This is a genomic window from Rhizobium favelukesii (genome assembly GCF_000577275.2).
In the GTDB taxonomy this organism is placed as follows: domain Bacteria; phylum Pseudomonadota; class Alphaproteobacteria; order Rhizobiales; family Rhizobiaceae; genus Rhizobium; species Rhizobium favelukesii.
The window spans coordinates 727298-743544 of the sequence record NZ_HG916852.1; the positions used below are offsets into that span (position 1 = coordinate 727298).

The 16247-nt window shown below is 60.6% G+C and carries 13 protein-coding genes; 4 read left to right on the top strand and 9 right to left on the bottom strand.

The genetic code is table 11. The features are described 5' to 3' along the window. Positions 1-432: 432 nt before the first annotated feature. Genes LPU83_RS42005 through LPU83_RS42020 form a run of 4 tightly spaced genes read right to left on the bottom strand, consistent with a single transcriptional unit; the run spans position 433 to position 6232 of the window. A complete protein-coding gene (locus tag LPU83_RS42005; protein WP_024313057.1) occupies positions 433-2055 on the bottom strand; it encodes a VOC family protein in 1623 nt (540 codons plus the stop codon). Next, positions 2052-3668 carry a response regulator gene (locus tag LPU83_RS42010; RefSeq protein ID WP_024313056.1) on the bottom strand — a complete coding sequence of 539 codons (1617 nt, stop codon included), beginning with the start codon at positions 3666-3668 and terminating at the stop codon, positions 2052-2054. The genes LPU83_RS42005 and LPU83_RS42010 overlap by 4 nt, the downstream gene beginning before the upstream one ends. Continuing rightward, positions 3661-4098 carry a response regulator gene (locus tag LPU83_RS42015; RefSeq protein ID WP_024313055.1) on the bottom strand — a complete coding sequence of 146 codons (438 nt, stop codon included), beginning with the start codon at positions 4096-4098 and terminating at the stop codon, positions 3661-3663. Before LPU83_RS42015 ends, LPU83_RS42010 begins: the two co-directional genes overlap by 8 nt. Next, a complete protein-coding gene (locus LPU83_RS42020; RefSeq protein ID WP_024313054.1) occupies positions 4085-6232 on the bottom strand; it encodes a sensor histidine kinase in 2148 nt (715 codons plus the stop codon). Before LPU83_RS42020 ends, LPU83_RS42015 begins: the two co-directional genes overlap by 14 nt. A 172-nt stretch (positions 6233-6404) precedes the next feature. On the opposite strand from LPU83_RS42020, the gene LPU83_RS42025 reads away from it, so the two are divergent. From LPU83_RS42025 to LPU83_RS42035, 3 genes are all read left to right on the top strand, one after another. Continuing rightward, entirely contained in the window at positions 6405-6779 is a 375-nt protein-coding gene (locus LPU83_RS42025) for a response regulator (RefSeq protein WP_024313053.1), read from the top strand. 312 nt (positions 6780-7091) lie between these two features. Next, entirely contained in the window at positions 7092-7829 is a 738-nt protein-coding gene (locus tag LPU83_RS42030; protein WP_051509068.1) for a helix-turn-helix domain-containing protein, read from the top strand. Beyond that, the gene (locus tag LPU83_RS42035; protein ID WP_051509069.1) at positions 7811-8188 is read left to right on the top strand and encodes a response regulator; all 378 of its coding nucleotides are present in this window, start codon (positions 7811-7813) and stop codon (positions 8186-8188) included. Before LPU83_RS42030 ends, LPU83_RS42035 begins: the two co-directional genes overlap by 19 nt. Before the next feature lie 3 nt (positions 8189-8191). Here LPU83_RS42035 and LPU83_RS42040 read toward each other — a convergent pair whose 3' ends face one another. The 4 genes from LPU83_RS42040 to ybaL form a co-directional block, all read right to left on the bottom strand. Next, a complete protein-coding gene (locus LPU83_RS42040; protein ID WP_024313050.1) occupies positions 8192-8899 on the bottom strand; it encodes a sensor histidine kinase in 708 nt (235 codons plus the stop codon). 86 nt (positions 8900-8985) lie between these two features. After that, positions 8986-11541 (bottom strand): protein translocase subunit SecD, encoded by a 2556-nt coding sequence (gene secD / locus LPU83_RS42045; protein WP_024313049.1) that lies wholly within the window; start codon positions 11539-11541, stop codon positions 8986-8988. Between the two features lie 92 nt (positions 11542-11633). After that, positions 11634-12017: a hypothetical protein gene (locus LPU83_RS42050; RefSeq protein ID WP_024313048.1), complete on the bottom strand. Its 384-nt coding sequence runs from the start codon at positions 12015-12017 to the stop codon at positions 11634-11636. 54 nt (positions 12018-12071) lie between these two features. After that, positions 12072-13889: a YbaL family putative K(+) efflux transporter gene (ybaL, locus tag LPU83_RS42055; RefSeq protein WP_024313047.1), complete on the bottom strand. Its 1818-nt coding sequence runs from the start codon at positions 13887-13889 to the stop codon at positions 12072-12074. Between the two features lie 34 nt (positions 13890-13923). Here ybaL and LPU83_RS42060 point away from each other — a divergent pair, with 34 nt between their 5' ends. Then, positions 13924-14229: a helix-turn-helix domain-containing protein gene (locus LPU83_RS42060; RefSeq protein WP_024313046.1), complete on the top strand. Its 306-nt coding sequence runs from the start codon at positions 13924-13926 to the stop codon at positions 14227-14229. 4 nt (positions 14230-14233) lie between these two features. Here LPU83_RS42060 and LPU83_RS42065 read toward each other — a convergent pair whose 3' ends face one another. Continuing rightward, a complete protein-coding gene (locus LPU83_RS42065) occupies positions 14234-15655 on the bottom strand; it encodes a glycosyltransferase family 39 protein (RefSeq protein ID WP_024313045.1) in 1422 nt (473 codons plus the stop codon). Positions 15656-16247 lie beyond the last annotated feature (592 nt).

The following is a 16247-nucleotide window of genomic DNA, read 5'->3' on the forward strand; positions in this document are numbered from 1 at the left end:
TAGATTTTAGAACGCTGGTGGTGATTTATTTCAATAATCGATGCGTTGTAATAGATGATACAGGCTCCTTCAGATCTATGGAGAAATAAACAGAAGCATCCTTCTGGGTGGCAATAATTGATAGCTCCAGCGCCCGGCGATCACTGTTCAGATACGAGATGAAATAGGATTTCGCCCCCTGAAGGGTCGTTTGGCCTTTGTTCACTGCCCGCTTCAGATAAATCAATAGACGGTTGTTCGCCGAGGACGTCGCGCAGACCGAGTTGCTACTCTGGGGCAACGCGAAGACGTGGGTTTGCGCAAGGGCTTGAGCGTCCGGGGCGTGCTTGAAAGGCAAGCGACCGCTGGTGCTCGCACCCGGCGAAGATGCTTAAGTTGATGCTGCCTGGCGAATCGCACGCCATGCCCGCCTCGCTTGAAGGCGCCTCCAAGTCAGTTGATTTGCTGTGACAGCCATTTCTGGATGATCGAAACGTCGGCGTCGCCGAGATCGTGTCCGCCCGAGATGACGTCCGAATCGACGGTCGCTCCCGATTGCTTCAGGCGTGTTTCGAGCTCGCTGGCATACTTGCCGTAAGCATCCGTCTTGCCGCTGATGACCAGAAGATCGGTGCCCTTGAGATCGGCGTGTGGAAACGTCTTCAGGACCGGCATGGAGCGCAACAGAACCGCTTTGTGCACCAGATTCGGATGCAGATAGAGGAGCGAGTTGAGCAGGTTCGCGCCGTTGGAATAGCCGACATAGACGATCCTCTTCGGATCCAGGCCGTATGACGACACGGCGCCTTCGATGAAGGCGGCGAAGGCTTCGGCTTCGCTCTTGATATCGTCCTGATCGAAGGAGAACGGCGTGATGCGCTTGTACCAGCGCGGAATACCTTCCTCGGTCGCGCGTCCGCGCACGCCCAGCAGCGTGGCACGCGGGGCAGCCTCGTGCAGCAGGGGCATCAGCGTCGTCTCGTTCCCGCCCGAGCCGTGCAACAGCACGAAGACGCTGCCGTCAGGGTCCGGCGGCGTATAGAAGCGGTGCACGAAGGGCAGGTCGCGATAGTTGACACGGGGCTCGCCGGGCATCGAAAACTGCGGCAGCAAGACCTTTAGGTCCTTGAGGTCGGTGATCGGATCCTTGGGAACGAAGAGCTTGGTGCCGAGCGTGGGCTGCGGCTCGTCCACCGTCATGCCGGGCTTGTCTGTCGCCAGTTCGATCAGCGTGCCACCCGGCTCGCGGGCATAGAGCGATTCGAAGTATTTGCGATCGTGCAGGTTCGTCGCCGCCGCGCCGTCCTCCTTCAGTGCATCGTGGACCTTGTGAAGTTGCTTTTCGTCGGCGGCGCGGAACGCGACGTGATCGGCCGTCCCGGTGCCCGGCGCGCCAGACCAGAAGCCCTGGGCATCCCTGATGTCGACAATATCGCCTGATTGCGAGACAAGCCGGTCGATGTTGCCGTGGTTGGCCTGGAAACGGTAGCCGAAATGGCGCTCCACGAAGTCACGGCTTTCGGCCGGTTTCTCCGTCAGCATGGTAACGCCGCGCACCCGTTGAACGGCGTGCTCGACCGGCACGCCAGCGCCATCCCAGGCGGCCGGTGATTTCAGATCGCGGGCACCGGCGAGCTTGACGATGATGTTATCGGGGTCTTTCAGGCGCAGAACGGGTTCGCCAAACTCATCGGCCGGACCTTCCGAGCGAAGCCCGAAACTCATGCAGCGGGTGAGCCAATAGCCGATGCTGGCAGGATCGATCGCCAGTGACAACTCACCGATCTGGCTGTGGCCGACGCGGCCGGGTGAACCGTCCTCCCATACCAGGAACGTCACGAGCGACCCCGGGCTGCCTACGGTGTCCCCATAGAAGAGATGAAGCTGTGTAGCATCTTCAAAACCGGCGGTCTGCTTGACCAGCCGCATGCCAAGAAACCCCGCGTAGAAGTCCACGTTTGCCTGCACCTTTCGGGTAAGGAGGGTGACGTGATGGATGCCAGATACCATTGAGTACAGTCCGGATGGGTTGGAAGGCGTCGTGAGCGCCAGAATCAGTGCGAGTATAAACGTCATGCCGTCATAATTGGAGTTTGCCTCGAATGTTCCGCATAAAGAACTAGGCCATCTCCGCGCCGCTGCAAATCCAAATGGTCCAGTCCGTCCAAAACCTCCCGGAATTGCTGGAGGGTTGGCGGCTTGATCATGTAGGCGCTTGCGCCGAGGTTCTTGGCGCGCTGCATGTCATCTTCGTCGCTGGAGGTGCTCAGGATGCAAACCGGGATGCTCTTCAGCTGCGTGTCTGCCGAAAGCGCATCGAGAACCTCGAAACCGTCCATGATCGGCATGTTGATGTCGAGCAGCATCAGGTCGATCCCGGGCCCGCCATCGGCGGTCGCGCGCTCCTGCAGAAGCCGCATCGCATCGCGGCCGTTGGCGGCGACGTGAAGGTTGAAGCTGACCTTGGCGCGTTGCATCAGCTTAATCTTCAGGAGTTGGACGTCCGCCGGACTATCCTCGACGAGAAGAACCTCGGCCAGCCTGGACGATCCTTCGGGCGGGGGCGATACCGCCTTGGCGCCCTGCCCATCCGGCGCAGTCGTCGAAGCAGTGGCAGCAGGCCGGGCAAGCGGCAGCTCGACGATGAAGGTGGATCCGACAGGCTCCTTGCCTTCACACCAGATCGCGCCGCCGTGCAGTTGCACAATGCGCCGGCAGATGGCAAGTCCAAGCCCGGTGCCTTCGACGCCGCGGCCCACCAGCCGTTTGAACGGCTGGAAGATGACCTCCCGGTGTTCGGGGTCGACACCGGGACCGTTGTCCTGCAGGGCAAGGCGGCATATGGCGCCATCGCTTTCGGCGGAGACAAGGACTTCGGGACGGTCGGCGCAATAACGGATTGCATTCGAAACGAGGTTCTGCAGCAATTGCACCAGTAAGGTGGCATCGCCCATCACGTCCGGCAGATCGCCATAGGAGATCGACGCCCTCGAACTGGCGATCTGTTCGCGAAGATTGCTCTCCACCCGTTCGATCGCTGTCGAAAGCGCGACGGGCTTCAATTCGAGCTCGCCCGAAACCTCCAGTTTCGTGAAGCCGGAAACCTTGACGATGAGGTCTTCCATGTGGTCGGCGGCGCCGAGGACATAGTCCAGCAGTTCGCGGTCCTCGTCGGATAGCGTCGGGGAAACCTGGAGGATCTTGCTGAATGATTTGATCGTGCGCAGCGGCTCTTTAAGATCGTGGGCCATGGCGCGCGTGAAGATTTCGAGCGACTGGCGCTTCTGCTCCAGCTTGGCTTCGAGGTTGCCGTGCATGATGGCGTTCTGAATGCACCAGTGGAGCGCTTGCGGGGAGAGTGCGTCCTTCGTCAGATAGTCGCGAGCGCCGGCCTTCATCACCTCGACGGCGACGGTCTCGCTCCCCTGGCCGGTCAGCATGACGACATTGGCGGTCGGATCCTGCTTCAGCATGTCCTCCAGCACGCCGATGCCGTTGCGGCCGGGCAGGGAATAATCCAGCAGGATGCAGTCCGGACGTTGCTGTTTGCTCAGTGCAAGGCCTTCGTCGCCATTCCCGGCCTCGCGGACGCTGTAGCCAGCTTCGGGCACGCGCGCGAGCATGCGCCGATAGAATTCGCGGTCGTCGACATTGTCGTCGACGATGAGTATGGCGCAGTCGTCAGCCACGGCCGTCCCCATCCACGGGCAGGATCGCGATCTCGAACCAGTATTCCTTCAGCCGCTGTATGGCGGCGAACAGGCCGTCGAGGTCCACCGGCTTCTGCACATAGGTATTGGCGCCGAGCGCGTAGCATCCCTCGATATCCCGCTCGTCATCGGAGGTCGTCAGGATCACGACCGGAATCTTACGCCAGTCCGGATTGGATTTGATCGCCTCCAGCGTCTTGCGACCGTCGAGGCCGGGCATGTTGAGGTCAAGCAGGATCAGGCCCGGCCGCGGCGTCATGACCGCCAAAGCTTCCAGTGCCTCGTGGCCGGACGCCGCCCAGCGGACGGGATTCTTCAATTTAGCGCGCTGAAAGGCCCGAAGCGTCGCCTCGAAATCGTCCTCGCTGTCTTCGACAATGAGGATCGGCTGTGTCTCACGCTGTGACATGCTGGTCCTCTCGGTTGTGGCCCAGTGTGAAATAGAAGGTCGTTCCCTGGCCGAGCTCGGATTCGAGCCAGATATCGCCCTCGTGTCGCGCAATGATCTTGCGCACGAATGTCAGGCCTGCGCCCGTTCCGTCATCGGAATCCTTAGGCTTTTCCAGCCGTTTGAAAATACGAAAAATGTCCTCGTGGAACTCCGCCGGAATGCCTTTGCCATTGTCCCTGACGAAAAAGACGTCGCGCGCTGAGGTTCCGCCGTTGCCGGTGAAGTGCTCGATATGCCCGATCGTCACGAGCGGCTCGGGCTTGTCATTGTATTTGACAGCATTGGTGATCAGATTGCGGTAGACCTCGGTCAGCCGCAGCGCATCGCAGACGATTTCGGGCAGGCGACCCTCGACCTTAACCTGCGCATGCCGCTCTTCGAGATAGAGCTCCATCGTCGAAACGACGTCCCTGACGATCGCATTGACATCGCTGCGCTTGACCGCCAGCTGCTGTCGGCCGATGCGCGAGAAATAGAGCAGGTCGTTGACGAGCTTTTCCATCCGCTGGCTGAGGAGAACGAGGCGGTTGAGGCGCCGCACGCCGTCCTCGTCGAGCTGCTTTTCATAGTCTTCCAGCAGAAATCGCGAGTGGTTGTGCAGGCCGCGCAGCGGTTCCTTCAGATCGTGCGAGGCAATGTAGGCGAATTCATCGAGGTCGGCGTTGCTGCGCTCGAGATCCACGGTATAGGCCTGTAGTCGACCGAACATCGTTTTGAGCTGCTCTTCGTGTGCGACGCGATCGGTGATGTCACGGAGGATGCCGACGAAGGTGATGGTGGTGTCCGTGGCGAGCCTGCTGACGGAGAGATCGAGAGGAAATACCTCGCCGTTCTTGCGTCTGCCGGAAACCGACCGCGTCGTCCCGAGGATATGCTTTTCGCCGGTCCGGGCGTACCGATCGAGATAGTCGTCATGCTGGGAGTGAGAGGGCTCCGGCATCAGCAGTCGCACGTTCTGGCCGATTGCCTCCTTTGCGGCATAGCCAAACATTGCCTCCGCTGCCGGATTGAACAGCGAGATCACTCCTTGCGCGTTTGTGGCGATGACAGCGTTGGGCGTGTTTCGAGTGACGCTGTCGAAGCGAATGCGCTCCGCGTTCAGGCTGCTGCTGTTGCGGAGGAAATAGAAGACCAGCAGGGCGACCAACCAGAGCGTCGCTATTGTGATCGCCCGGTTGGTGGCCTCGTACCAGTAGCCGACACCCTCCCGATCGACCGCAAAGAATCCCAGAGACACGAGGACCGAGCAGGCGAACGCGAAGGAGAAGGGCGCATTCTTGTTGCCGAACCACAGTGAGGCCAGCACGAGAGGCACGTAGAGAATGCCGTTTGCCACGCCAAGCGGCGTGTAGAGATCGACGAAAAGGCCGGTAAGGCAAATGACAGCCGGCAGCCAGATCGGCATGCGGCCGCTGCTCTCCGGCTTCACCCACCAGGAGCGCGCGAGCGTCGCGGAGCCGAGCAGCACCAGTCCGGCCGCCGTATGGACGGCCATGCCGATACTGGCGCCCCATTGATAGCCGTGCTCGGACCGCGTCGCATAGCCGGCAAGCGCTGCCATGCCGAGGCCGATGACGACATAGCCGACGAGCTCCTGCACGAGCTGCGCTCGTTCCTCGCGGCCGGACAGCGCGAAGGCGAGCGAGAGATTGGCAACGAAGAAGACGACCGCTGTATTCGGCGCCATGCCGCTGTCAATCCTTGCAGTGAAGGCCGGCTCGACAATCAACCCGGTGAGAAAGTGCTCGATGATCTGTGTCTGATCTCCAACGAAGACGATCTCGATCAGCCGCTGCCCGCTCATTGCTGCTGCCAGGCTGAAGAGGAGGAATGCCAGCATGTGGCTGCGCTGACCCGTTTGAACGGAGCAGATGAGGCCGAGCCCGGAGAGCGCAAAGCAGAGAGCCGTATTCAAGGCCATTCCCGAAAAGCCGGGCAGCACGGAGAGAATGGGTTGGATCTGTCTGATCCATACGACGATCACGATCACCCCGAGCGCAACGAGGAGGGCACCGATCGCCACGACGACGAACCGGTACTGCCGTTGTCGGCGAAGGATATCGGCACTCGCAGCCTGGATCGGCTCTGGCACGCGGTCTCTCCCGTTTTTGTGCGCTCATCTAGGTCTGGAAATTGCAAACTTTCAATACGGTTCGTTGAGATCGGGAGAGCTTTCCCCGTGCGCGTGCACGGATGCGTATTTGGATTTTCGCGCTGCCCGATCCTGGGGCATAGTGGAAGCTCGATGGTTCGAACGGATCAATATGCCGACAATATTTTACGTGGACGACAATGGAGATGACCTCTTCTACGCCGACTATGTGCGCAAGAAGCAGCAGATCGACGTCACACTGCTGTGTTTCTCCAAGGCAGAGAGTGCCATGCAGGCGTTGGAGGAAGCATGCGTGAAGGGCGAAGGATTGCCGGATGCACTGATCGTGGACCTCTACATGCCGCTCGATAGCGGCCTCGATCTGATCGCGCGGTTGCGGGCTGACTCACGGTTTTCTCGCATCCGGCTTGGCGTCTGCACCGGCTCTGATGCAGAGGAGGATCGCAGGCGCGCGCTGGCAGCGGGCGCAGACTTCTATGCCGAGAAACCCATCGATCTCCCGGCCGTGATCGCGCAGATGAGCTGACGTTGAGAGAAAAAGCCGAGAGCGCCGAGCAACCTTAAGTTTGCCGCCACAAACACAGTCAACCCCTTGACTGAAAGGCTGGTCGGCTCTCTCCGATGCCGCGAGGGCATCGCCTTCCACATACAAGGGGTGTTGCATGCGGAAAGACAAAAGACTTGGAAGGAAATCGCGCAGCCCCTAATCCGGGAGATCGAGGTCTTGCTTCACGCTCTTCCTGCAATAGTCTTGCTAGTGGTAATAATTGTGCCGGTCCAAGACGTGTATCCTTAGATCTTGGGATACCGCCAAATCTGAGAGGCAGCAGGAGGTGCAATGAGTAGTGTCGCCGCCATTCCTTTCCATCTTGGACCGGAACTCGGTCGGGCGATCAATCGTACCGATTTCTTTCGCTTGCTGAGGGCTGCAGCGCAGCACTACCACTTTGAGTGCTTTGCTCTTGCGCGTGTTTCGGAAGCTTCACCGCCATTCAGCACGCGCGAGATCATCATCACCAACGTTGCCGAAAGGCGCACAGCCTTGTTTCTCTACGGCATGCGTCAGGCTCTCGGACTTTTGAAGACAAAAGCCTCGCAATTTCTCGCCACGCCGCTGACCGGAAGCGGCAGTCTGCCGGAAGACTATCCGCGCGACCTCGTCCTCAACGAATTTGACAGCAACTCCTTCCTCCTCGTTCCCCTGTTCACGCCGGAGGGCAAGCGTTACTGCGTCGCTTTCAGCGGCAAGCGTGCCGAACCGGATCAGGGAGAGGTCGCCGAAGTCCTTCTCGACACGATGCGGATATTCGATAAGTTCTACGAGGAGATACTGGCGCACGAAATCTCGGGGCGCCTCACTCAACGCGAGACCGAAGTCGTGAAGTGGACGAGTGAGGGCAAAACCTCCGCGGACATCGCGATCATCCTCGGCCTTTCGGAACATACCGTCAATTCCCACATAGCGGCCGCCGTCAGGAAGCTCGACGCCGTCAACCGCGTCCACATGGTCGCGATCGCGCTCAGGCCGTCAAGGTTCTCTTCGTCGACGACGAGGTCATCGAGTTTCGATCGCTGAAAAAGAAACTCGCCACGCTGACCGAGCCGCCAGTCGCCATCGAGTATGCGCAATCGATCGACGATGCTCTAGAGAAGCTTGGCGCCGACAAGTTCGATCTGATCCTGCTCGACAATCGCCTGTTGCCGAACGCCGATTTCCGTGAGACCGTGCCGAAGCTGCGCGGCAGCGGCTATACCGGGCCGATCGGCGTCGTCTCCATGGATATCTCGGACGGTTACTTCCAGCACTTCCCGGATTATGGCGTGGATTTCCGGATCGGCAAGGACGAGATGGACGTCGAAGCCCTGCAATACATCATCCGTGAATATGTCACCTACAATGTGCCAGACGTCTGGAAAGACGACTACACGAGATGAAATTTATGTTCGCGGGGAGGGGAGGCGAATAGCAAATCGGCTTCCGCCCGCGTCCGAGCGCTCGAGACGAATGCCGCCGCCGAGCGCCCGCAACATCTCGCGCGCGGCCGTGAGGCCGAGCCCCGGACCGGCCGTCCTTCCATCCTGCGGTCGTTTCCAGAACGCGTCGAAGATCTTGTCCTGATGGGTCGGGTCGATGCCAGGGCCGTTGTCGGAAATGCGTATTGTTACATCAGCAGAATCCTGCTCCGCTTCGATCGTCACGACAGGAGGCGATGCGCTGCGATAGGCCAGCGCATTGGCGATCACGTTCGTGAGCGCGATCCTGACGATCGCGGCATCCGAAATAATTGTTGGCAAGCTGTCGTGCTGCAATGTCGCGCCTGATGCGGCGACTTCGCTCGCCATGTCGACCCAGATCTCGCGGACAAGACCATCGAGATCGATCTCGGTTGCAGTCACCTGCGGCGCGCTGCTCGCAAAGCCCATCAGAGCTTTTGTCAGCCGCTGCGCCGTCTCGGCTTTATGGAGGATGGTTTGCAGGCTTTTCAACTGGTCGCCGTCGAGCCTGTCGGCCAGGTCGTCGAGCAGGATTTCCGCGTACATCGCGATGTGGCGCAGCGGCGATTGCAGATCGTGCGAAGCGATCGCCAGGAAGCGGCGAATGCGCTCCTCGTTTTCATTTGATGCAGCCGGTTGTTCGGACGACATGCTGAAACCTCCCACCCCGCGAGAATAGAAAGAGGGCGCCGGCTGTGCAACCGGCGCCCTCGTTTCGTTTCATCTCGGCATCGTACTCAGCCAGCGGTCTTGCGCGGCTGGCCCTCTTCCGGAGGGATGATCTCCGCCGCGGCTTCCGTCGTGGCGACAGCCGCCCGGTGGCGGCGGCGCCAGTCGCCGAGGAAGAGCAGGATCGGAGCTGCAATGAAGACCGACGAAGCACCGGCAACGAGGATGCCGAAGACCATCGGAACAGCGAAGCTCTCGACCGCGCTGCCGCCCCAGATTGCCATCGGCAGCAGGGCGAGGAAGGCTGTCGCGTTGGTGTAGAGGCTTCGGGCCAGCGTCTCGTTGATCGACCGGTCGATGATCTCGCGCAGAGGCATCGACTTGTAGAGCCGCATGTTCTCACGCATGCGGTCGTAGACCACGACCTTGTCGTTCACCGAATAACCGACCAGGGTCAGGATTGCGGCGATGGCGGTGAGGTTGAAATCGAGGCCAGTCAGCGCGAAGAAGCCGATCGCCTTGGTCACGTCGAGGACGAGCGTGACGATGGCGCCGACCGCAAACGGCCATTCGAAGCGCCACCAGATGTAGAACAGCATCGCCAAGCTGGCGATGACGACCGACAGGATGCCGGCCCAGGCGAGCTCGCCGCTGACCTTCGGACCGATGACGTCGGTGCCGGTGACGGTTGCCGATGGGTCGATCTTGAGGATTTCCGCCTTCAGCTTCTCGACTGCGGCCGTCTGGGCTTCTTCACCGCCGTCCTGCCTCTGCGCGCGCACCGCCATCGTGTTGTTGTCGCCGTAGGATTGGAGGGAGACTTCGCCGAGGCCAAGGCTGTTCAAGCCCTCACGGAAGCGACCGAGATCGCTGGCGTCCTGCGTCTTCACCGACATCTGGATGCCGCCGCGGAAGTCGACGCCATAGTTGAGGCCGGGATGGATGAAGAGAACGACCGAGGCGATCGACAGGAGTGCCGAGACCGTCACGCCGAAGAATCGAGCCTTCATGAACTGGATGTGGCGGCCATAAGGGTTGAACATCATCGGTATCAGGGGACGGATGTTCAGGACCTTGAGCTTACGGCGGCGGGTGATCTCGATCATCGTCACGCGAACGAAGGCGACGGACGTGAACATCGAGATGATCAGGCCAAGCGCCATGGTCACGGCAAAGCCGCGGACCGGTCCAGAGCCGAACCAGAACAGGATCGCGGCCGCGATCAGCGCCGTCATGTTGCCGTCGATGATCGTCGAATAGGCGCGGCGGAAGCCGGTGTCGATCGCGGCAAAGGCGCTCTTGCCCTTGCGTGTTTCTTCGCGGATGCGCTCGTTGATGAGAACGTTGGCGTCGACCGCAAGGCCGATGCCGAGGACGACGCCGGCGATGCCGGGCAGCGTCAGGGTCGCTCCGACAAGCGTCAGCGCCGAGAAGGTCAGGATGGTGTGGATCAGCAGCGCGAAGTTCGCGAGAAAGCCCCACGTGCCATACAGGATGAAGATGAAGGCGGCGACCAGCACGAAGCCGACGACGCCGGAATAGATGCCCTTGTTGATGGCGTCCGCGCCGAGATCGGCACCGACGGTGCGTTCTTCGATGACGGTGAGCTTGGCGGGCAGGGCGCCGGCGCGCAGCATGGCGGCAAGCGTGGTTGCGCTGTCGGCAGAGAAGCTGCCCGAGATCTGGCCGGAGCCGCCGGTGATCGGCTCGCGGATGACAGGCGCGCTCAACACGGTGTCGTCGAGAACGATGGCAAACGGATTGCCGACGTTCTGGCGGGTGATGTCCGCGAAGCGGGTTGCGCCGGCGCTGTCAAAGCGGAAGCTGACGACCGGCTCATGCGTATTCGGATCGAAGCTGACGCGGGCATCCGAGAGACGGTCGCCGGAGATTTCCACGCGGTCGAGAACCGGATAGGTGTTGCCCTTCTCGTCCTTCAGCATCGTCACGCCCGGCCCCGGAGCATTGTTCGGAGACAGCATGTGGAACGACATTTTCGCGGTCGAGCCGAGAAGCTGGCGCAGACGGGACGGGTCCTGTGCGCCCGGGAGCTGCACGAGCACGCGGTTACCGCCGATGCGCTGGATCGTCGGTTCCGCAACGCCCACCTGGTCGACGCGCTGGCGAATGACCTCGAGGCTCTGCTGGACGGCAGAATCGACGTTGCTGGCGATACCGGCCGGCGAGAAGGCGATGAGGATGTTGCCGCCGTTCGTCGTGACCGAAAGATCCGACTGGCCGGCGCTGAGGCCGGTGGCAATCGCGTTACCGAGCGTCTTCAGCTGTGCAACCGCATCATCGCTCTGTGCCGGATCGGTGAGCGCAACGACAATCTGGTTCTGGTTGCGAACGATCGCCTTCGTCTGGATGTTCTTTTCACGAAGCACGCGACGGGCATCCTGCAAGAGCGATTGCAGGCGCTCGCGGGTCAGGTCCGCTTCGTCGACTTCGAGAACGAGATGCGAGCCGCCGCGAAGGTCGAGACCGAGCGAAACACGGTTGTGCGGCAACCACGAGGGCAGACGATCGAGGGTGGATTGCGGCAGTGCGTTCGGCAAAGCAATCAGAATGCCGAGGAGAATGATCACCGTATAGGTGAACACCAGCCATGGTGAATTACGCATGTTGTTGTTTATCCTTGATAACGCTTGAGCCTGCGCTCCTCGCGCAGGCGGCGTGTCTTAAAAGCGATGGAAAGCGCCGGACAGGCGCGCGTTCATGCCGCGGCCGCCGGCGGGCCATGTGAATCGTAAGCCTTGGCATCGGCCGCGCGGAGCGCGGCATGGAAGGCTTCCAGCCGCTGTGGCTCGCCGGCCAAGGGCAGTTCGATGCTCGGAGCCGCGCCAAGGGCTGCGACGCCGGAATCAAACGGCGCGTATTTTGGAGCCGCCTTGCGTTCGGCCGTCAGGATGCCGCGGACGGCATCTCGAGCGCTCAACTGCAGCGGCTGGCCGTCCTTGCTGGACGACGAAATGGAGTTCGCGCCGCGCGTGGGACCGATGACGAGGTTGCCGCCGAGCAGCAGGCCGAGATAGGCGAAAACGGCAACGAGCAGCGAGATCGCAACGCGACTGCTCATGCGGCGCGCGTCGAGCCTCATCTCGTGATCGTTGGGATTTTCAACCTCGTACCGGCTCAACGGCGCAAAAGTCTCTCATTCTTTGTCGGGAGAAGGCGTTTCCTCGGCTGCGATTGTAGCAGTCTCGGCTTCGCCTTCATAGGGCACACTGTCATGATGCACTTGGGCGAGCCGGTCAACCATGCCCATGGCGATTTCCCGTTCGCCCATGATGACGGTGTCTGCACCATATTCCTTCAGCTCGTCGACCTCGGCGTCCGAATGCGCGCGTGCGACGATCAGGATGGAAGGGTTGATGGCGCGACCCTGTTCGGCGACGCGGCAGGCCTCGAAGGCGTTGGGGATGGCCACGACAAGACTGCGGGCCGCGGCGATGTTGGCAAGGTCGAGCACCTCGCGCGACACCGCATTGCCGCTGATCGCTTCGATGCCCTGATCCCGAAGCTCGCCAATGCGCTTGTCCGAGTCCTCGATCACAAGAAAAGGGGTGCTGGACGATTTGAGGTTCTGGCCAACGATGCCGCCCACACGGCCGTAACCGACAAGGATCGCATGCCCGCGAAGCGCCGTCGGGTGTACGTCGTCCTCCTCGGCCACCGGCTCGTCAGCTGGTTCGGGTAGCTTCTCTGCCATCGGTTCGGCGACAGGCTCGTCGCGCTTGGTCCGCTCCAGCATCGGGCGCAGATGATCGCAGACGTAGAAAAGTAGCGGGTTGAGGATGATCGAGATGATCGCGCCTGCGAGGATGAGGTCGCGTCCCTCCTCAGGCAGCAGGCCAAGCGCGACACCGAGCGTTGCCAAGATGAAGGAAAATTCGCCGATCTGCCCGAGGCTTGCCGAAATCGTCAGCGCCGTGCCGACAGGCTTGCGGAATAGCAGAACGATCAGGAAGGCGGCGATCGATTTGCCGATAACGATAATGAAAACGGTGGCGAGCAGCGGCAGCGGCTTCTCGACTAGGATGTTCGGATCGAACAGCATACCGACCGAGACGAAGAAGAGAACCGCGAAGGCATCGCGAAGCGGAAGGCTTTCCTGGGCGGCACGGTGGCTGAGCTCGCTCTCGGCCAGTACCATGCCGGCAAAGAAGGCGCCGAGCGCCAGCGACACGCCGAACATCTTGGAGGCGCCAAAGGCAACGCCGAGAGCGATCGCAAGGACGCCAAGGCGGAAGAGTTCACGGGATCCGGTGTGGGCGATGCGGTGCATCGTCCAGGGAATGATACGCCGCCCGAAAACCAGCATCAGCCCGACGAACAGCGCGACCTTGATCAGGGTCATGACGATGATCCCGCCGATGCCGAGGTCGAGGCCGAAGAGTCGGCCCACTGCGGCGGAAAGAGGCTCGACCGTCGCGTGCTCCCCGCCGCCGAGGCTGGCAGCCGCCGGGATGAGGACGAGCGCCAGAACCATGGCGAGGTCCTCGACGATCAGCCAGCCGACCGCGATCTTGCCGCGATCGGTCTCGACCAGCCGCCGCTCCTGCAGTGCCTTCAAGAGGACGACTGTCGAAGCGACGGAGAGAGCGAGTCCGAAGACGAGGCTCCCTCCCGTCGGCCATCCCATGAGCGCACCCAGTCCCCAACCGAGCAGCGTCGCAAATGCAATCTGCGCAACGGCGCCCGGAACCGCGATGCCACGGACGGAGAGCAGGTCTTTCAGAGAGAAGTGCAGCCCGACGCCGAACATGAGAAGGATGACGCCGATTTCGGCGAGTTCAGGTGCAAGGCTCTGATCGGCAACGTAGCCGGGCGTATGCGGACCGACGAGCACGCCAGCGACGAGGTATCCGACCAAGGGGGGCATACGAAGCCTGTTGGCAAGCGCGCCGAGGATGAACGCAAGCACGAGGCCTCCGACGATTGTCGAAATCAAAGGCGTATCGTGCGGCATCACTTTCTCCCGAACTGGAAATCCCGTTTAAAACATGACATATATGACCTATATCAACCAATATGGGTGGTTTGGCAGTATGGGTCAAGGCGCAAAGGAAACAATTCTGACCCCGGCATTGTGCCGGGCCGCTCGCGGATTGCTTGACTGGACGCAGCTCGAGCTCGCCGAGCATGCGGCCGTGTCGCGCAGTACCATCCGTGACTATGAAGGAAAACACCACGAAATTCATCGAGCAACCGAGGCGCAGTTGCGTCTCGCGTTCGAAAAAGGCGGTGTCGTGTTTGTGGAGGTTGAAGGGATGGGAACATGTCTTGGCCTCCCATCCGCGACGAGGTGACGGTCTACTTACCGGCGAGGCAGGCCGGCGAAATCCTGTAGGAAAAGATCGTCTTGCCGCGGTAGTAGCCTTCCGTTGGCCGCCAGCTCTGGACTAGCTCAGGCGATTGCACGCAGTCTACCGGATGCATCGTCACAAAAAGGACGCTGTCTGTGATATCGCCTGGCAGGGAAAGGGTCTGCTCGTAATAGTTGTCGGGCGCGCCGGCAGGCGGCTTGGCGTAGATCCGGACAGGATCGTTTCGCAGCGTGTGGAACATGTCAGCCAGGAGATCGCGGCTGTCGCTGACGATGATCGAGGTGGCCGACCGCCGTGCGAGCTCACCTGCCTCGCGACTGATCGCGCTGCGACCAAGATAGCGCTTCATGATCTCGTTTCCGTTCGGCAGAACGAGCTGGTGCGCAAAGACCGCAGCCAGAGGAAACAGGAAGCTGGCCGTACCATTTATAGCAAGCGAAAGGCGCAAGCCTTTTGGCCAGAGGCGGTGAAGCAGCCATACGGCGAGAATCGTTCCCGCACTATAGGCGGTCACACCCCAATTGGCATAGGCCTTGGCGACCAGCGCCTGAAGCGTGATCAGCAGAACGACGGGGATTGACAGCCAGATCAGCAGCGCTTCTCTTTCATTGTTCTTACCCTTGAAGGCGCGCGCGACAGCCCAGAGCATCGCAAAGAAAACGATTGGCCCGACGACGCCGAATTGCGCCGCGAAGAATTCGAGACCCCCGGCGACGTCGATACCGAGCTTGCTCCAATGTGCAATGTTCGTGGTGTGACGGATGGTCGTGCCGTCGTGGGCAAGATTCCACCAGAAATTCGACGCAGCGACGGCAAGTGCGACGATGACGGATACGAAAAAATGGCGCCAGGCTATGCGCGCGCTTGGAAGCAGAATGAGCGCGATCAGCCCACCGGGGACGACGAAGAGGATCGCGTATTTCGAGAGGAACGCGCAGCCGAAGGCAAATCCCATGAGGATGGCGAGACTTGCAGAGGGCTTCGCTATCAGGCCGAAATAGGCCCATAGCGCAACAGTCAGGAAAAAGAGAAGCACGACATCGGTGGAAAAGAACGCCGATGACAGCGCAACGCCCGGCAGTGTGATGAAGGTGACGCCGGTCCACCCTTCGATGTCAGGCCCGACAAAGCGCTTGGCCGTCTTCATGAGCATGATCGAAGTCGCCATGTGGATCAGCGGTCCGCCAACCCTGATCCAATAGATCGATGTCGATCCCGCGAGCTCCGTCATCGCCCGAATGACCCAGGCGATCATCGGCGGCTTTGAATAGTAGCCGAAATCAAGATTCTGCGACCAGAACCAGTATTGCGCCTCATCGACGAACAGATCGGTCGTGTCGAAATGAAGGGTGATGACTCGCCAGAGTGTCACGCCAAGGATGATGAAGAGGCCAAGTCTGGCAGACATGAACGGAAATTCCGCTGAACTCAAACGCTGTAGAGCCGAAGGTTAGCGCCCTGGCGAACCGGGCGTGTTATTGCCTGGTTGCGAAGAATCAAAGAACGCGCAGGGCAACCTGGCCGCGGGTCGCTTCGATCTGGTCAAGCAGCGTAACGGCTACGAGAACAGCAATTGCGAGGAAGCACGACCCCAATCCAAGAACAATCATTGCCCAATCCTTCTGACGTCATGTCACGGTTATTTCTGGGCGTATAACACAAAGCTTGCGTCGGACTTGTAGCAGCGCTGCAACGCAAGCCCAGTAATTCGTAGATGGTTATTAGGGCCTGCTGGAAAGTCGGCATTCATAAAATACGCATTAACCTTCAGGCAAGGAATTAACCATAAACATTGCATGACACGTCGGAATGGGAAAACTCACTCGTTCCCACCAGGCATGACGCCGCCCCGCCGTACCGGTCGATCCGGAATCCATCTCATCAAGCAGCTCCGAAGCAGAATCTACTGATCGGGAGGCTTCAGGCCGCCGGCTGCCGCCGGAGGCAAGCCACCCATCGGCAGCATGCCTGCCGCGCGGAGCAACAGATTTAATGACGGG

Coding starts and splice junctions, on each gene's coding strand:
- LPU83_RS42030 (WP_051509068.1), top strand. CDS start 7,092: ATGAGTAGTGTCGCCGCCATTCCTTTCCATCTTGGACCGGAACTCGGT.
- LPU83_RS42040 (WP_024313050.1), bottom strand. CDS start 8,899: ATGTCGTCCGAACAACCGGCTGCATCAAATGAAAACGAGGAGCGCATT.
- LPU83_RS42005 (WP_024313057.1), bottom strand. CDS start 2,055: ATGACGTTTATACTCGCACTGATTCTGGCGCTCACGACGCCTTCCAAC.
- ybaL (WP_024313047.1), bottom strand. CDS start 13,889: ATGCCGCACGATACGCCTTTGATTTCGACAATCGTCGGAGGCCTCGTG.
- secD (WP_024313049.1), bottom strand. CDS start 11,541: ATGCGTAATTCACCATGGCTGGTGTTCACCTATACGGTGATCATTCTC.
- LPU83_RS42015 (WP_024313055.1), bottom strand. CDS start 4,098: ATGTCACAGCGTGAGACACAGCCGATCCTCATTGTCGAAGACAGCGAG.
- LPU83_RS42060 (WP_024313046.1), top strand. CDS start 13,924: ATGACATATATGACCTATATCAACCAATATGGGTGGTTTGGCAGTATG.
- LPU83_RS42050 (WP_024313048.1), bottom strand. CDS start 12,017: ATGAGGCTCGACGCGCGCCGCATGAGCAGTCGCGTTGCGATCTCGCTG.
- LPU83_RS42065 (WP_024313045.1), bottom strand. CDS start 15,655: ATGTCTGCCAGACTTGGCCTCTTCATCATCCTTGGCGTGACACTCTGG.
- LPU83_RS42025 (WP_024313053.1), top strand. CDS start 6,405: ATGCCGACAATATTTTACGTGGACGACAATGGAGATGACCTCTTCTAC.